The sequence below is a fragment of the Micromonospora sp. NPDC005252 genome (assembly GCF_042872475.1).
Classification (GTDB): domain Bacteria; phylum Actinomycetota; class Actinomycetes; order Mycobacteriales; family Micromonosporaceae; genus Micromonospora.
Genome location: NZ_JBIAKN010000015.1, coordinates 43,053 through 58,478, shown reverse-complemented (window position 1 = coordinate 58,478; position 15,426 = coordinate 43,053). Strand labels below are relative to the sequence as shown.

Annotated in this window: 12 protein-coding genes and 1 pseudogene; 5 read left to right on the top strand and 8 right to left on the bottom strand. The window is 74.4% G+C overall.

All coding sequences use genetic code 11. The features are described from left to right. Positions 1 to 24: 24 nt before the first annotated feature. Positions 25 to 339, bottom strand: a complete 315-nt coding sequence (locus ACFYPH_RS28125; RefSeq protein ID WP_354854381.1) for an MGMT family protein — start codon at positions 337 to 339, stop codon at positions 25 to 27. A 13-nt stretch (positions 340 to 352) separates the two neighbouring features. Between ACFYPH_RS28125 and proB the strand changes: the two genes are divergently transcribed. Together proB and ACFYPH_RS28115 are read left to right on the top strand one after the other, a co-directional pair. Beyond that, the gene (gene proB, locus ACFYPH_RS28120; RefSeq protein ID WP_354854383.1) at positions 353 to 1,510 is read left to right on the top strand and encodes a glutamate 5-kinase; all 1,158 of its coding nucleotides are present in this window, start codon (positions 353 to 355) and stop codon (positions 1,508 to 1,510) included. 107 nt (positions 1,511 to 1,617) lie between these two features. Further along, entirely contained in the window at positions 1,618 to 2,859 is a 1,242-nt protein-coding gene (locus ACFYPH_RS28115; protein ID WP_355135477.1) for a glutamate-5-semialdehyde dehydrogenase, read from the top strand. Between the two features lie 8 nt (positions 2,860 to 2,867). Here the strand turns inward: ACFYPH_RS28115 and ACFYPH_RS28110 are convergent, their stop codons facing one another. The 6 genes and pseudogenes from ACFYPH_RS28110 to ACFYPH_RS28085 all read right to left on the bottom strand — a co-directional run. Beyond that, entirely contained in the window at positions 2,868 to 3,773 is a 906-nt protein-coding gene (locus ACFYPH_RS28110) for a prenyltransferase/squalene oxidase repeat-containing protein (protein WP_355067743.1), read from the bottom strand. A gap of 127 nt (positions 3,774 to 3,900) precedes the next feature. Further along, positions 3,901 to 5,082: an adenylyltransferase/sulfurtransferase MoeZ gene (gene moeZ, locus ACFYPH_RS28105; RefSeq protein ID WP_387185987.1), complete on the bottom strand. Its 1,182-nt coding sequence runs from the start codon at positions 5,080 to 5,082 to the stop codon at positions 3,901 to 3,903. Positions 5,083 to 5,203: 121 nt separating this feature from the next. After that, the gene (locus ACFYPH_RS28100) at positions 5,204 to 6,028 is read right to left on the bottom strand and encodes a DUF3152 domain-containing protein (RefSeq protein WP_355067719.1); all 825 of its coding nucleotides are present in this window, start codon (positions 6,026 to 6,028) and stop codon (positions 5,204 to 5,206) included. 82 nt (positions 6,029 to 6,110) lie between these two features. Beyond that, complete coding sequence (locus tag ACFYPH_RS28095; RefSeq protein WP_387185983.1) at positions 6,111 to 6,974, bottom strand: DUF3152 domain-containing protein; 864 nt, start codon at positions 6,972 to 6,974, stop codon at positions 6,111 to 6,113. A gap of 5 nt (positions 6,975 to 6,979) precedes the next feature. After that, a complete protein-coding gene (locus ACFYPH_RS28090; RefSeq protein WP_387185980.1) occupies positions 6,980 to 7,954 on the bottom strand; it encodes an alpha/beta fold hydrolase in 975 nt (324 codons plus the stop codon). Positions 7,955 to 7,977: 23 nt separating this feature from the next. Further along, positions 7,978 to 9,765 (bottom strand): annotated as a pseudogene (locus ACFYPH_RS28085) (hypothetical protein); the annotation flags it as partial. A gap of 1,998 nt (positions 9,766 to 11,763) precedes the next feature. Here ACFYPH_RS28085 and ACFYPH_RS28080 point away from each other — a divergent pair. Together ACFYPH_RS28080 and ACFYPH_RS28075 are read left to right on the top strand one after the other, a co-directional pair. Continuing rightward, complete coding sequence (locus ACFYPH_RS28080) at positions 11,764 to 12,402, top strand: TetR/AcrR family transcriptional regulator (protein ID WP_039909051.1); 639 nt, start codon at positions 11,764 to 11,766, stop codon at positions 12,400 to 12,402. A 62-nt stretch (positions 12,403 to 12,464) separates the two neighbouring features. Then, on the top strand, positions 12,465 to 12,692 hold the full coding sequence (locus tag ACFYPH_RS28075) for a DUF3107 domain-containing protein (RefSeq protein ID WP_030329796.1): 228 nt from the start codon (positions 12,465 to 12,467) through the stop codon (positions 12,690 to 12,692). Between the two features lie 76 nt (positions 12,693 to 12,768). On the opposite strand, the gene ACFYPH_RS28070 is transcribed toward ACFYPH_RS28075, so the two are convergent. Continuing rightward, positions 12,769 to 13,419, bottom strand: coding sequence for a ferritin-like fold-containing protein (locus tag ACFYPH_RS28070; protein WP_387185976.1), 651 nt, complete (start codon positions 13,417 to 13,419; stop codon positions 12,769 to 12,771). Between the two features lie 318 nt (positions 13,420 to 13,737). On the opposite strand from ACFYPH_RS28070, the gene ACFYPH_RS28065 reads away from it, so the two are divergent. Continuing rightward, complete coding sequence (locus ACFYPH_RS28065; protein ID WP_387185973.1) at positions 13,738 to 15,426, top strand: DEAD/DEAH box helicase; 1,689 nt, start codon at positions 13,738 to 13,740, stop codon at positions 15,424 to 15,426.

Here is a 15,426-nt window from a genome sequence, read left to right as displayed (position 1 = left end):
ATGTTACTCACGTTATGCGGCAGGTCACATCCCCTCATCCGGCGACCAACCGGCCACCGAAATGTCCACGCCCTCGCCGCGCAACGGGACCCCCTCGGCCCGCAGCCGGGCCCGCGCCTCCCGCTCGTGACCCGGTGGAAGCCGGCCACCAGCGGTCACCACCCGGTGCCAGGGCACCGAGCCGCCGTGCCGGGCCATGATGGAACCCACCAGGCGCGCGGAGGAACGGCCCGAGCGCTCGGCCAGGGCGTCGGCGACCCCGCCGTACGACATCACCCGACCCTGCGGGATCCGCTCCACCAGGTCCAGCACCGCCTCGACGTACTCGTCAGGAGTCACAATCGGCCACCATATGGGAACGCCGCCGGGCGACGCGGGCGTGACCACGCAGAATGGGCGGGTGCGCGACGCAGTCACGGCCGCCCGACGGGTCGTCGTCAAGATCGGATCCTCCTCGTTGACCACCGCCACCGGCGGCCTGGCCGACGAGCGGGTCGACGCGCTGGTCGACACCCTGGGCCGACTCGCCGCCGAGGGACGCGAGGTCGTGCTGGTCTCGTCGGGCGCGATCGCCGCCGGCCTCGCCCCGCTCGGGCTGATCCGACGTCCGCGCGACCTGGCCACCCAGCAGGCCGCCGCCAGCGTCGGCCAGGGCCTGCTGATCGGCCGGTACGCGGCCAGCTTCGCCCGGCACGGCCGCACCGTCGGGCAGGTGCTGCTCACCGTCGACGACGTGACCCGGCGGGCGCACTACCGCAACGCGTACCGCACGCTGCGCAAACTGCTCGACCTGCACGCGGTCCCGATCGTCAACGAGAACGACACGGTGGCCACCGAGGAGATCCGGTTCGGCGACAACGACCGCCTGGCCGCCCTGGTGGCCGCGCTGGTGCACGCCGACCTGCTGGTGCTCCTCTCCGACGTGGACGCACTCTGGACGGGCGACCCGGCCCGCCCGCAGTCGACCCGGATCCCGGAGGTCCGCAGCGACGAGGACCTCGCCGGGATCACCATCGGCGGCGCCGGCCGGTCCGGGGTCGGCACCGGCGGCATGGTGACCAAGGTCGAGGCGGCCCGGATCGCCACCGGCTTCGGCATCCCCGTGGTGCTCACCTCCGCCGACCTAGCCACGTCGGCGCTGGCCGGCGAGCCCGTCGGCACGCTGTTCCATCCGCAGCGGCAGCGCCCGACGGCCCGGCTGTTCTGGCTGGCCCACGCCACCTCGCCCCGAGGGCGGCTGCACCTGGACCCGGGCGCGGTGGCCGCCGTCGTCGGGCGGCGCAAGTCGCTGCTGCCCGCCGGCATCACCGCCGTGGACGGCACGTTCACCGCCGGCGACCCGGTGGACCTGGTCGACACCGCCGGCGCCCCGGTCGCCCGTGGCCTGGTCAACTACGACGCGGTGGAACTGCCCGGGCTGCTCGGTCGCTCCACCTCCGAACTCGCCGCGGCGCTCGGCCCGGCGTACGAACGGGAGGTCGTCCACCGCGACGACCTCGTACTGCTGTAAGCCAACCGCCCAGCTGAGGAGTAGTCGATGAGTGAGCGCCAGCGAATGAATCATCAGCTCAGGGCGTCGGTGCCTCAGGACGGCACGGAGCGAAGCGGAGTGCCGGCATGAGCGTCGTCGAGCAGGCGCGACGGGCGCGGGACGCCGCCGCCGACCTGGCCGTGGCCACCCGTACGGTCAAGGACGCCGCGCTGGTGGCGATGGCCGACGCGCTGGTGGCGCGTACCCCGGAGATCCTGACCGCGAACGAGACGGACCTGGCGGCCGGCCGGGAGGCCGGGCTGAGCGCGGCCGTGCTGGACCGGCTCGCCCTCGACGCGGGCCGGGTGGCCGGCATAGCCGACGCGCTGCGCCAGATGGCCGCGCTGCCCGACCCGGTCGGCGAGGTGGTCCGCGGCTCGACGCTGCCCAACGGCCTGGAGCTGCGCCAGATCCGGGTGCCGTTCGGGGTGGTCGGCATCATCTACGAGGCACGCCCGAACGTGACCGTGGACGCCGCCGGGATCTGCCTCAAGTCCGGCAACGCGGCGCTGCTGCGCGGGTCGTCCTCGGCCGCGCACTCCAACGCCGCGCTGGTCGCGGTGCTGCGCGACGCGATCGCCGACGCCGGCCTGCCGGCCGACGCGGTGCAGCTGCTCGACGCCAGCTCCCGCGACTCGGTCAAGGAGCTGATGCGCGCCCGAGGGCTGGTCGACGTGCTCATCCCGCGTGGCGGCGCGTCGCTGATCCGCACCGTGGTCGAGGAGTCGACGGTGCCGGTGATCGAGACCGGGGTGGGCAACTGCCACGTCTACGTCGACGCCGCCGCGGACGTGGCGAAGGCCGTCGCGGTCACGCTGAACGCCAAGACGCAGCGCCTGTCCACCTGCAACACCGCCGAATCGCTGCTGGTGCACACGGACGTCGCCGACGCGTTCCTGCCGCCGATGCTGGCCGCGTTCGCCGAGGCCGGCGTGACCGTGCACGGCTCCCCCGAGGTGACCGCGTACTCCGCCGCCGTGGTCCCGGCGACCGAGGAGGACTTCGCCACCGAGTACCTGTCGGCCGACATCTCGGTCGCGGTGGTCGACTCGCTGGACGCGGCGGTCGCGCACATCCGCCGCTTCGGCACCGGGCACACCGAGGCGATCCTCACCGACTCGGCGAGCGCGGCCCGCGACTTCGTCGCCCGTGTCGACGCGGCGGCGGTCATGGTGAACGCCTCGACCCGGTTCACCGACGGGGGCGAGTTCGGCTTCGGGGCGGAGATCGGCATCTCGACGCAGAAGCTGCACGCCCGGGGCCCGATGGGCCTGCCCGAGCTGACCAGCACCAAGTACGTCGTCACCGGGGACGGGCACCTGCGCTAGGGCCGATGTCAGCCCGGCTGCGCGGCGGCTCCGGCCGCCGCCGGTCGGGCGGCCCGGATCGCGGACAGCGTGGCGTGCACGTCGAACTGGTGACCGTCGTCGCTCTCCCAACCCCCGTCGCTGCGCTGGGTCTCGGCGAGCCGCCGCAGGGCCCGCACCATGATCCAGTCGTGCAGGTCGATGCCGACCCGGCGCAGCGTGGCCCCCAGCCAGGCCACGTCGCCCGGCGACATCGTGGGCATCCGTTCGGCGAGCACCACCTGGATCCGCGCCGACTCCTGGAACATCTCCTGACGGTGCAGCACGGCGGCGCTCAGCCAGCCCGCCGCGAGGAACGACGGCCAACTGCCGTCCGGGCGCAACCGCGCGACGATCGACTGGGCCGCCGCCTGCACCACACCGGCGTACGCCCCGCCGACCCGGTGATCGAGCGGACCCGAGGCGCGGGCGTCCAGGCCGGCGACGGTCAGCCAGAAGCCGGCGTTGGCGGTGAGGAAGAGTTTGGCCTCCGGATCGCCGGGGCGGGCCCACTCCGGGGCCGAGCCGGTCAGCGAGAGGTCCTCGTCCCAGCCGCCGTCGGCCTGCTGCCGGGACGCCAACCAGTCCAGTGCCCGGCGGGCGGCGGGACGGCCCAGCGCGCCCAGGTCGTCCAGCTCGGCGAGGCGGAAGCAGGTGGCGTCGACCGAGGCGACCTCGCCACCCCAGCTCGCCGGCCAGCCGCCGTCCGACGACTGGCCGATCTCGGCCGTCTCCAACAGCTCCGGCGGCACCGGCGTGCCGTTGCGCAGCCAGGAGAGGCGGGCGCGTTCCACCGCGTCCCCATGCGCCACGACGAACCCGATCGCGGCTTCCAAGTCGACCACGGCGGTGACGCTACCTGCGCAGACACGATCCCGCCTCGGGGAATCGGCCAGCTGGAAATGGCTGCGTCGCTCCGGCCGGAGCGCCGTACGGAGGCACTTGCGTCGATTTACCGCCGTCGGCCGCGGTGTGTAGAACCGCGCCGGGGCGGCGCCGCGTGGCGTCGCCCCGGTGGGCCGGTCAGTACGCGGGCAGTGCCGGGTCGATCTGCTTGATCCAGGAGAGCACGCCGCCCTGCACGTGCACGGCGTCGCGGAACCCGGCCGCCTTGAGCGCGGCGAGCGCCTCCGCCGAGCGGACACCGGACTTGCAGTGCAGCACGATCTGCTTGTCCTGCGGGAGCTTCGCCAGCGCCTCGCCAGAGATGATGTCGCCCTTGGGGATGAGGGTGGAGCCGGGGATCCGCACGATCTCGTACTCGGCCGGCTCCCGCACGTCGACGAGGAAGATGTCCTTGCCGGCGTCCTGCCACTCCTTCAGCTCCAGGGCGGTGATGGTCGAGTCGAGCGTCGCCTCCTGGGCCTCCTCGGAGACCGCGCCGCAGAAGTCCTCGTAGTCTTCCAGCAGGTCGGTGACGGTCGGGTTCTCGCCGCAGAGCACGCAGTTCGGGTCCTTCCGAACCTTGATCTTGCGATACTCCATCTCCAGGGCGTCGTAGACCATCAGGCGGCCGACCAGCGGCTCACCGATGCCGGTGAGCAGCTTGATGGCCTCGTTCACCTGGATCGAGCCGATCGACGCGCAGAGCACGCCGAGCACGCCTCCCTCGGCGCAGGACGGGACCATGCCGGGCGGCGGCGGCTCCGGGTAGAGGCACCGGTAGCAGGGGCCGTGCTCAGCCCAGAACACCGACGCCTGGCCGTCGAAGCGGTAGATCGAGCCCCAGACGTACGGCTTGCCGAGCAGCACCGCCGCGTCGTTGACCATGTACCGGGTGGCGAAGTTGTCGGTGCCGTCGACGATGAGGTCGTACTGGGCGAAGATCTCGCGGACGTTCTCGCGGTCCAACGCGGTGTTGTGGATCTCCACGTTGACCAGCGGGTTGATCTCGCGGATCGACGCGGCGGCGGACTCGGCCTTGGAACGGCCGACGTCGGACACGCCGTGGATGACCTGGCGCTGGAGGTTCGACTCGTCGACGGTGTCGAAGTCGATGATGCCGAGGGTGCCGACCCCCGCCGCGGCGAGGTAGAGCAGGGCGGGCGACCCGAGGCCACCGGCGCCGACACAGAGCACCCGGGCGTTCTTCAGCCGCTTCTGCCCGGCCACCCCGACGTCCGGGATGATCAGGTGGCGCGAGTAGCGGCGGATTTCGTCAACGGTCAGCTCGGCGGCGGGCTCGACGAGCGGGGGCAACGACACGGTGGACTCCCCGGGATCGGCGGTGTGAACCGCGCCATTGTTGCTCGCCCGGGCCACTCTCGGCCATGAGGGAGGACACGTGGCCCGCGATGCGGGAGGGGAATAACCGGCGGCCGGTCGCTCAGGGGACGATGTCGCCGCCGTAGCGACGGCCGTCGAGGTACGGCCAGGCGTTGGCCAGGCAGCCCTGCAACCCGTACGTCTGCTGCTGCATCACCGGTGCGGGCTCCCCCGGGCCGGGGCATGCCTCGTGCTGCTCGCCGAACTCGTGGCCGACCTCGTGGTTGATGACGTAGGTGCGGTACGTCTCCAGCGGGGCCCCGTAGTCGGGCACCGCCTCCTGCCAGCGGGCCAGGTTGATGATGACCTGGCCGGGCAGCCGGCAGGAGGTGTAGCGCTCGGTGGTCAACCCGCCCTCGGCGCACATCCGCTCCGACGTGACCGGGGTGGCGAGGTAGACGGTGAAGTCGGCGGCGTCGACGTCGGCCACCCGCTGCACCCGCAGCTCACCGGAGGCGATCCAGCTGCGCGGGTCGGCCAGCACCTCGTCCACCCGCGCGGCGAACGCGTCGGCGTCCTGACCGCTGCCCCGTTCGACCACGACCCGGTAGCGGCGCAGCGGTCCGTCCGTACCGTGCACGGATGTTCCCCCGTCGGCGACGGTGAAGCGTCCCGCGCCGACCGACGGGTAGCCGCTGGGCACCGGGTGGGCCTCCCCGCCGCCCAGGCCCATTCCGCCCTGGGTCGGGGTGGGCGGTACGTCGGCCGTCGGTTCGTCGCCCCGCGTCGCGGTCACGCCGACTGCGGTGGCGGTGGCGGCCACGAGCAGGCCGAGCAACAGGCTGCGGCGGCGGCGGCGGCGCATCCGCAGGACCGTGGGACGCGCATCCTCGTACGCGGACCGGTCGGGCGGCTCGGGCGGGCCGTAAGGGGACGACGGCGTCATGACGTCCAGCCTGCCAGATTATTCGGGCAATTCTCCGCTTTTAGCTTCTATTACCGCAATACCCCTCATGGGGCCGGTTGTCTCAGAGAGCCGGCCCGGCGTAACGCCGACCGTCGACGTACGGCCACGGGTTGACCCGACACCCGTTGAGAAAGAGGGTCTGCTGCATCATCACCGGCGCCGGACGCCCCGCGCCCGGGCAGCGCTCGTGCCGGTGCCCGAGCTGGTGACCCACCTCGTGGTTGACCACGTACGTCCGGTAGACCGCCAGCGGCACGCCCGCCGACACGTAGTGCGGCACCGACAACCGCCACCGATCCAGATTGATGATCACCTGGCCGGGCGCGCGGCAGGAGGTGTACGGCCGCCCGCCGATCCGAATGTCCACGCCACCCTCGGCGCACATCCGGCCCGCCGTACGGGCGGTCGCCAGGTAGACGGTGAAGTCCCGGGGAGCGTCCCCCGGGACCTGCTGCAACCGCAGCCGGCCGCTGTCGACCCAACTGCCCGGCCCGGCGAGCGCCACCTGGACGGCCTGCGCGAACGCGGCGATGTCCTCGTTGCTGCCCGACTCGACCGCCACCCGGTAGCGGCGCAGCTCACCCGCCCGGCCCAGCACCGGGCCGGCGTGGTCGTCGTGGCTGAACCGGCCGGAACCCGCGGTCGGCACCGCACCGGGCAACCGCAGCACCGGCGACGGGCTCGGCGACGCAGCGGTGGCGGTGGCGGTCGGCGACAGATCCGCCGACGGTGGCAGCGGCCCGGCCGCCGACGGCGGCAGCGGCCCGGCCACCAGCGGCGGCCCGATCTCGTCGGCAGTCAGCCGATCCGGTGGCACCCCCGGACCCTCGGCGATCACGGTCACCGCCGCGCCGACAGCCAGCACCACCGCCACCAGCTGGGCGATCAGTGCGAGGCGACGGCGGCGGCGAGCGGACCTGAACATCCCGGTCAGCCTGCCAGATCGGACGGCCGAGCGGCCTCCTCCGTTTCGGCGAGCAGGCCGACCACCGCCCGGGCGACCAGCCGGGGAACCTCCAGCTGAGCCACGTGACCGACACCGCCGAGCATCAGCAGGCGGCTGTCCGGGATGACCCGGGCGGTCTGGGGCGCGACGCGAACGTCGACCAGCCGGTCCTGCCGGCCGCCCACCACAAGCGTCGGCGCGCGCACCGCCCCGGCGAGCCGCCACAGCGAGCCCGGCCCCGGCAGATACGCCCGCAGGAAGCTGGAGACCAGCCCCCGGAACGTCCGGACGTACGCGGCCGCGTAGTGCTCCGCCTCGTACCGGACCCGGATCTCCTCCAACGCCTCGGCCCGGCGCTGCGCACAGATGCGGCTGAGGTCGGCGACGCACGCCTCCAACACCTGCTGGGCCATCACCTCGGGCGCGAGTTGGGTGAGCCGCCGGGCGACCAGCCGTTCACCGCGCGGAATGGCCAGCACCGGCAGCATCCTGCCCTGCAACGACCGCCGGAAGTCCAGAAACGGCAGCGCCGGAGAGATCAGGGTGAGGGTGCGGACCAGGTCGGGCCGCAGCCCCGCCACCTGCACCGAGACCGCGCCATCCAGCGAGTTGCCGAACAGGTGCACCGGCCCCCGACCGGAGTGCTCGATCCACCGGATCACCAGGTCGGCGAAGGCCGGGATCGTGTAGCGCGGGCCCGGCTCGCTGCGGCCGAACCCGGGCAGGTCGATGGCCTGGCCGTCCAGCCGGTCGGCGAGCAGGCCGGCCAGGTCGGTCCAGTTCTGCGACGAGCCGCCCAGCCCGTGCACGTACAGCGCCGGCTCCGCGTCGACGGTCGTCGCCGGAGTGTCCCGCACATAGGTGACGACGCCGTCGAGGCGGACCTCCCGGCCCGGCCACGGCGGCGGCACACCGACCTCGGGGAGGAGGTGGTCCGGCCAGAGGGAGGCGCGCTTCATCCTCCCAGTCTGCCTCGGACCACTCAGGACAGCAGCGCCTCCAGCCGACGATTGACCGCCGCCAGCGTCGCCCGGACCACCGCCTGTCGCGGATCGCCGGCCACCAGGGCCGAGCCGGCGAGCTGCTCGACCCAGCCCTCGCAGACCAGCAGCACCACCACCGTGGCCACCTCGCAGTTGCCGAACGGCACCACCGCCGCGTGCTCGACGAAGCAGCGGCCACGCTCGGCGTTCTCGGCGCCGCGCAGCAACTCGTCCACGGCGGCGGCTGCGGCCACCGCGCAGAGGCGCAGCACGTAACCGTCGACCGCCGGCCCGGTCGCGTACCCGGCCGCGTTGTCGTCGCCGGCCAGCAGCCGCACCTCCACGTTGGCGTCCAGGCCGAAGGTGCTGACCTGCACGTGGTCGATGACCACACGCGGCCCCGGCACGCCGCCGGTGTCCAGAGGCCGAGAGGGCGCCGACTCCGTCGTGGTCACCTGACCGCCGGAGTACGACGTACCGACCGTCGCCGGGCTGCCGGTGGCTCCGCCAGTGGGCGCGGCCGAGACCGAGCCGGGTTCCTCGACGGTGGCGCGGCCCCGGTGCGGGGCGCCCGCCCGCCGTCGACGCGCGGCGTCCGGCCCGGCCCACTGCTCCGGGCCCGCCGGCGTGGCCTCGACCCGACCGCCCGACGACCGAGCGATCGAGGGCGCCTCGGCGGTCCGCGGTTCCGCGCCGGTGTCGCGCGGCTCGGCAGGCCGCGCCTCGACAGATCGCGGTTCGACGGGACGCGTCTCGGCAGCTCGTCGCTCGGCGGGGCGCGGGTCGGCGGATCGCGGCTCGGCAGCGCGACGGCGGACCGGCGGGGCTGGCGTGGTGGGCAGGCCGGGCACGTTCTGCGGGGCGGCGGCCAGCCCCATCCGTTCCTGGAGCAGCCGGGCCACCTGTCGACTCACCTCGGCCGGATCGGCACCGTCGGCCAGGTCCAGCCGGAGACTGTGCGCGCCGGCCGGCGTACGGCGCAGGGCGGCGTCCCGAACGCCGGCCACCTCCCGTACCGCGTCCAGGATGGCGTTGACGTCGAACCCCTCGGGACGCTCCCGCAACGGAGCGGGCTCGTCGTCGCGGCGCAGGTGGGTGGCGATGCGCGCGAGTTCTGGGGTTTCGGCGGGTGGCTCCACGGCTGGCGGCTCCGGCACAACGGGCACGTCCGGTTCCGCGGGGACGCGCTGCGGCAGCACCGCCGACGTGTCGGGCCGTCGCCCACCGTCGGCGGGCTCGACCGGCGACGCCGGGTCGGGGGCGGATCGGCGAGCCGCGTAGGGAGGGGAGGACGCGGGTGACGGCCGGTCGTGACGCCCGGGGCCGCTGGCGGCGGCCGGACCGGCACTGGCCGAGGGAGGCGGGGGACCGGCGAGGGGAGGACCGCTCGCCGTCGGGGCGGCAGCAGTCGGCTCGGCGGGCGACGGCTCGGGCGGCTCGGGGGTCGCTGGTCGGAGCCGGAACGGTCCGGTCGGCCGGACCGGGCCGGTCGACTCACCCGCGTCGCTCGCCCGGGGAGAGGTCGCCGGCCGGGTAGCCGGCCAGGAGGGACGCTCGGCCGGAGCTGCCGGGATGCGGCCCTCGGACCAGTCGGGTCGCTCGGCCGCCACGGGTGTCGGCGATCCACCGGCCCACGAGGGCCGCTCGGCCACCGGACGGACGGGTGCCGCCGGTGGCGGCGCATCGGTCAACGTCGGCGGTGGGCCGGCGGGCACCGGCGGCGGATCGACCGGCGCGGGCGGATCGACAGGTGCCGGGCCCGCCCAGGACGGGCGCGTACTCGCCGAAGTGCCGCCGGGCGTCGGATCGCCAGGCCAGGACGGGCGCGACGGCGGGACGCTGGTCGGCGTCGGGTCCGGGCCACCAGCCCAGGAGGGGCGGGGCGGCGGCGGGAGGGCCGACGCCGGGCCGGCCCAGGACGGGCGCGACGGCGGGGCGCTGGCCGGCGTCGGGTCCGAGCCGCCAGCCCAGGAGGGGTGGTCAGCGGCCGGCGGGCCACTGGTCGGCTCGGCGCGAGCGGCACCGCCCGACGCGGACCCTCCGGTCCACGACGGACGCTCAACGGCCGGCGGACCACTCGTGGGGGGAGACCCCCCAGCCCAGGAGGGGCGCTCAACGGCCGGCGGACCGCTGGTGGGGGCGGGGCCGCCGGCCCGGGAGGGGCGCTCAACAGCCGGCGGACCGCTGGTCGGGGTGGGGGCGCCGGCCCAGGAGGGGCGCTCGGCGGCGGGCGGCGCAGTGCGTGGGGGAACGGGCGGGCCGCTGGTCGGGGTGGGGTCCGTGCCGCCCGCGCGAGGCGACGGGTCGGCCGCCGCGCTGACCGGGGCCGGCGCGGCCCAGGACGGGCGGGCCGCGGGGAGCCCGCCGGTCGGCTCGGGCGTCGGCCCACCGGCCCAGGAGGGCCGCTCGGCCGGCTCGGGCCGGGAAACGTCCGGAGGCACGCTGGTCGGAATCGCGGCCGGACGTTCACCGGCCCAGGACGGGCGCGTGGGCGTGCGGCGGTCGGCGTCCGCCTCGGCCTGGGGGGCGTCCCGGGTGACGTCGTACGCGCGGGGCGGCTCGGCGGGCACCGGCTCGTACGGACGGGTCGGCTCGGCGCGCACCGGCTCGTACGGCAGGTGGGGCTCGGCGACCCAGCCCGGCGTGGACTCGTCCCGCGCCGGTCGGCCGGCCGGCTCGCCGTCCTGGCGGGACCAGGGCGGCGCCCACCCACTGCCCCAGCTCGGGCGGTTCCAGCTGGGCCCGGACCAGTCCGGCTCGATGGAGGGAGACTCACCCGCTCGGTGCGTGTCTCCGGTGGGGCGCTCCGGCTCGGGGTCGTCGCCGCGCCCGGCGGCACGCCCCGACTCGGCCGATGCCTCGGCTGCGGGCGGGACCTGCCAACCGCGGGAAACGGCCGGTTGATCGTCGACGGCCGGCCGTTCGCCGGTGGGCGCGCGGAGACCGGGCGGAACCTCGAAACCCGAGGCCGCCGTGCCGACGGGCGGCACCTGGATGGCGGCTGGCGCCGTGCTGGGCAGACCGGGGTCGGCCCAGCGGACGCTGCGCGGCGCGGCAGGGTCGGTGGTGGAGTGCCGGGGCGGGCCGGTGTCGGCCTCCCCCGCCCCCGGCTCCGCGGCCGGCGCGGGACGCTGGGCGGGCACCACCAGCCGGCCCCCGCCCACGTCGGGCCGGTCCTCGGCGGTCCGCCCGGGCGGCGCGCTCACCGGCGTCTGGCGGCCCGACGAGGCCCCACCGTTGAGGTGCGCGACGCCGTTGATCTCCGTATCGCCGTGGCGGACGCCGTTGATCTCGCTGTCGCCGCTGCTGTCGCTGTCGCTGTTGATCTCGGCCTCGTCGTGGTGGACACCGTTGGCGTGGTGGCCGTTGACCCGGGCCGGTCGCTCGGAGTCACCGGTCAGTCCGGGCAGAGGCGCGGGCAGATCGCCGTGCCTGGTGGAGGAGGCGCGCCAACCGGACGCGGGGGGTCGCTGCCACGGTGGTGCCTGCTCCCCGGCCACCTCGCGCTCGACAGACGGGGACCACCCGCCCGTCGAGGGCGCCCACCCGCTGCCGGAGCGGCCCGGGTCGTCGTGCTGACCCGTTCCGTCACCGTGCTCTCCCGGGGTGGCGGCTCCGGGTTGCCCTGTTTCACTCACCGCGCGCTCCTTGGTCGCCCTCGCTGAGGCTACCGTGTGGGGAGAGTGGCGATAAGTTACAGCGGCGGGCCATTTCCACGACGCGGTCGAGGGCCGCCCCGGTCTGGGGGGAAAATGCCGGCCCGTACGGAGAACTCGGAGGATCCCATGACCGCTGTGGGGAACGGCGCACAGACTGCTGGCAGGCCCACCCGCCTGCCCCGCTCCGCGCGCCGTAAGCAGCTGCTCGCGGCGGCGCAGGAGGTATTCGTCGCGCAGGGCTACCACGCCGCGGCGATGGACGACATCGCCGAGCGGGCCGGGGTTTCCAAGCCGGTGCTCTACCAACACTTCCCGGGAAAGATGGACCTCTACCTGGCCCTGCTAGACACGCACTGTGACGCCATCGTCGCTCAGGTGCACGAGGCGATGCGCGGCACCAGCGACAACAAGGAGCGGGTCAGCGCGTCGGTGCGCGCGTACTTCGACTTCGTCGATCACGAGAGCGAGGCGTTCCGCCTCGTCTTCGAGTCGGACCTGCGCAACGACCCGGCGGTGCGGCAGCGGGTGGAGCGGGTCGAGCAGGGCTGCATCGCGGCGATCACCGACACGATCATCTCGGACACCGGCGTAAGCCGGTCGCACGCCGAGTTGCTCGCCTCCGGGCTGGTCGGCGCGGCGGAGACCGCCGCGCAGTTCTGGCTGGCCGGTGGCCGGCAGGTGCCGAAGGCGGAGGCCGAGGCTCTGGTGGCGGCGTTGTCCTGGCGGGGCATCGCGAGCTTCCCGCTGCAAGGTGAGTCAGCCTGACCGCCGACCCCGTGATCGGATAGCCTTCGCAGGGCGGTTATCGCCCCAGTTGAGGAGGCACAGTGGAGGTCAAGATCGGCGTGCAGTACGCGCCGCGCGAGCTGGTTCTGGACAGCGCGCAGTCGCCGGCCGAGATCGAGCAGATCGTGACCGACGCCTTCGCCGGCAACGGCGGCACGCTCTCCCTGACCGACGAGAAGGGCCGGCGGGTCATCGTTCCGGTCGAGAAGGTCGCCTACGTCGAGATCGCCGAGGCGTCCCCCCGAGCGGTCGGTTTCACCGTTCGCTGACCGGTCCGGCCGTCGCGGCAGGTAGGCGTTTCCAGGCCACCTGCCGCGGGCCGGTTCCGCGCCCGACGGGTGGCGGTCAGTTGTTCAGTCCGGCGACCGCCATCCGCGCGGTGTGTGCGGCGGTGAGCCTCCCGAACAGCCCCGGCACGTCGACCCGGTCGCCCCGCGCGATCAGCGCGGTGAGTGCGGCCCGTTCGGCGGCGACGCGGCCGGCCTGGGACAACGCCTCGCCGACCAGCCGCCGGGCCCACATGGAGAGCCGACCGGCCACCCGGGGATCGGCGGCGACGGCCAGCCGGATCTCGGCGACGGCGAACTCCGCGTACCGGGAGTCGTGCAACACGTCCAGCACCAGCGCCCGGTCGGGCTCGTCCAGCGCGTCGGCGATCTCCCGGATGAAGTCGTCGGTGATCGCGTCGCCCACGTACGCCTTGGTGACCACCTCCGCCCAGTCCCGCGGCTCGGTGGAGTCGTGGTACGCCTGCAACGGCTGCACGTACGGCGTCATCGCCTCCTCCGGCGGCACACCCAGCGCGGTGAGCCGGTCGGCGAGCCGGCGGTAGTTGCCGATCTCGGCCGCGGCCATCTGACTGAGCGCGGCACGTCGGTGCAGGTCGGGGGCGAGTCGCGCGTCACCGGCCATGCGTTCGAAGGCGAGCAGCTCACCGAAGGCGACCAGGCCCAGCAGGTCGGCGACGGCGGGACCGGGGGTGGTCGGCGCGGACACGAGCGCAGGCTACCGTGCGGGACGGGCGCCGGGTGGCCCGTGCGGGGCACGGACGAGCGCCCGAGGAAGTGTGGCGCAGGTCACATTCGATGGCCCCGCGTGCCGGCTGGCCGACCGGGAATCGGGACGTGAGCTTGCCTGTTCAGGTAGCATGGAGCAGTTGCCGTGGGCGCCGATCTGATCGAAAGCTCAGCCCGCGGCGCGCGTGCGGCCCGGTCCGGCTCGGCACTCTGCCGCCGACCGTGTGGCCCGCGTCATACCGAACGCGCCCTGAGGACGAGACGGGGCGCACCCACGAGAGGGCACCCCCACATCCACATGAGCGAGCTGACTCAAGATCTGATGGACGGCCAGGAACTGGCCCCCACCGCCCCGGTTCGACCCGAGGCTCCCACCTTTGCCGCCCTCGGCGCCCGCGAGGAGACCGTCGAGGCGCTGGCCGCGGCCGGCATCACCCGCGCGTTCGCCATCCAGGAGTACGCGATCCCGATCGCGCTGCGCGGCGTCGACCTGATCGGCCAGGCGCCCACCGGCACCGGCAAGACCCTCGGCTTCGGCGTACCGCTGCTGGAGCGGGTCTTCGCGCCGAACGAGGGCAGCGACGGCGTCCCCCAGGCGCTGGTCGTCGTCCCCACCCGTGAGCTGGGCATCCAGGTCGCCAAGGATCTGGCCGCCGCCGGCCGGACGCGCGGCGTCCGGGTGCTGCCGATCTACGGTGGCGTGGCGTACGAGCCCCAGATCGACGCGCTGCGCAAGGGCGTCGAGATTCTGGTCGGCACCCCGGGCCGACTGATGGACCTGCAGAAGCAGAAGCACCTCCGACTGGACCGGGTGCACGCGCTCGTCCTCGACGAGGCCGACCGGATGCTCGACCTGGGCTTCCTCGACGACGTCGAGAAGATCCTGGCGATGCTTCCGGAGGACCGGCAGACGATGCTGTTCTCGGCGACCATGCCGGACCCGATCGTCACCCTGTCCCGGCGTTTCCTGCGCCAGCCGATGACGATCCACGCCGGGCACACCGCCGAGACCGGGCCGTCGCCGCAGACCCAGCAGCTGGTCTACCGCACCCACTCGATGAACAAGGTCGAGGTGGTGGCGCGCATCCTCCAGGCCGAGGGGCGCGGGCTGACCATGATCTTCACCCGCACCAAGCGGGCCGCCGACCGGGTCGCCGAGGATCTCGACTTCCGCGGGTTCGCGGTCGCCGCGGTGCACGGTGACCTCGGTCAGGGCGCCCGTGAGCGGGCGCTGCGGGCGTTCCGCGCCGGCAAGATCGACATCCTGGTCGCCACCGACGTGGCGGCGCGCGGGCTCGACGTCACCGGCGTCACCCACGTGATCAACTACGACTGCCCGGAAGACCAGGACACCTACACCCACCGGATCGGTCGTACCGGCCGGGCCGGGGCGACCGGCGTCGCGGTGACCTTCGTCGACTGGGACGACATGCCGCGCTGGCGGATCATCGACAAGACCCTCGGTCTGGAGATGCCGGAGCCGCCGGAGACGTACCACACGTCGCCGCACCTCTACACCGACCTGCACATCTCCACCGAGGTCAGCGGCACCCTGCCCACTGCCGAGCGCACCCGGGCCGGGCTGTCCGCCGAGATCGAAGAGGATCTGGGCGGGACGACCCGCTCCCGCCGGGGCGACAGCGGCGGTCGGGGCCCTCGACGCGGTGAGAGCCGCGGCGACGGCCGGGGTGAGCGCCGTGGCCGTGGCGACGGCCGCCGGGACCGCACCGACGCCGGCACGCCGGCCGCCGAGGCACCCACGGACGCCGCCGGCGACGACGCCAGCCGCACCCCGCGCCGCCGGCGTCGCCGCCGCGCTGGCGAGACGGTCGCGGGCGAGCCGACCGCGGTGATCTCGGCCGACGCGGCACCGGCCGAGCCGGCCTCCGCCGGCGCCGAGGGCGAGGCGTCGAAGCCGCGCCGCCGCCGGCGCAGCCGTGGTGGCGGTTCCGGCGCGGGTACGCCGGCCGAGGCGACCGCGGACTGA

Coding starts and splice junctions, on each gene's coding strand:
- proB (WP_354854383.1), top strand. CDS start 353: ATGGGAACGCCGCCGGGCGACGCGGGCGTGACCACGCAGAATGGGCGG.
- ACFYPH_RS28115 (WP_355135477.1), top strand. CDS start 1,618: ATGAGCGTCGTCGAGCAGGCGCGACGGGCGCGGGACGCCGCCGCCGAC.
- ACFYPH_RS28100 (WP_355067719.1), bottom strand. CDS start 6,028: ATGACGCCGTCGTCCCCTTACGGCCCGCCCGAGCCGCCCGACCGGTCC.
- ACFYPH_RS28095 (WP_387185983.1), bottom strand. CDS start 6,974: ATGTTCAGGTCCGCTCGCCGCCGCCGTCGCCTCGCACTGATCGCCCAG.
- ACFYPH_RS28090 (WP_387185980.1), bottom strand. CDS start 7,954: ATGAAGCGCGCCTCCCTCTGGCCGGACCACCTCCTCCCCGAGGTCGGT.
- ACFYPH_RS28080 (WP_039909051.1), top strand. CDS start 11,764: ATGACCGCTGTGGGGAACGGCGCACAGACTGCTGGCAGGCCCACCCGC.
- ACFYPH_RS28065 (WP_387185973.1), top strand. CDS start 13,738: ATGAGCGAGCTGACTCAAGATCTGATGGACGGCCAGGAACTGGCCCCC.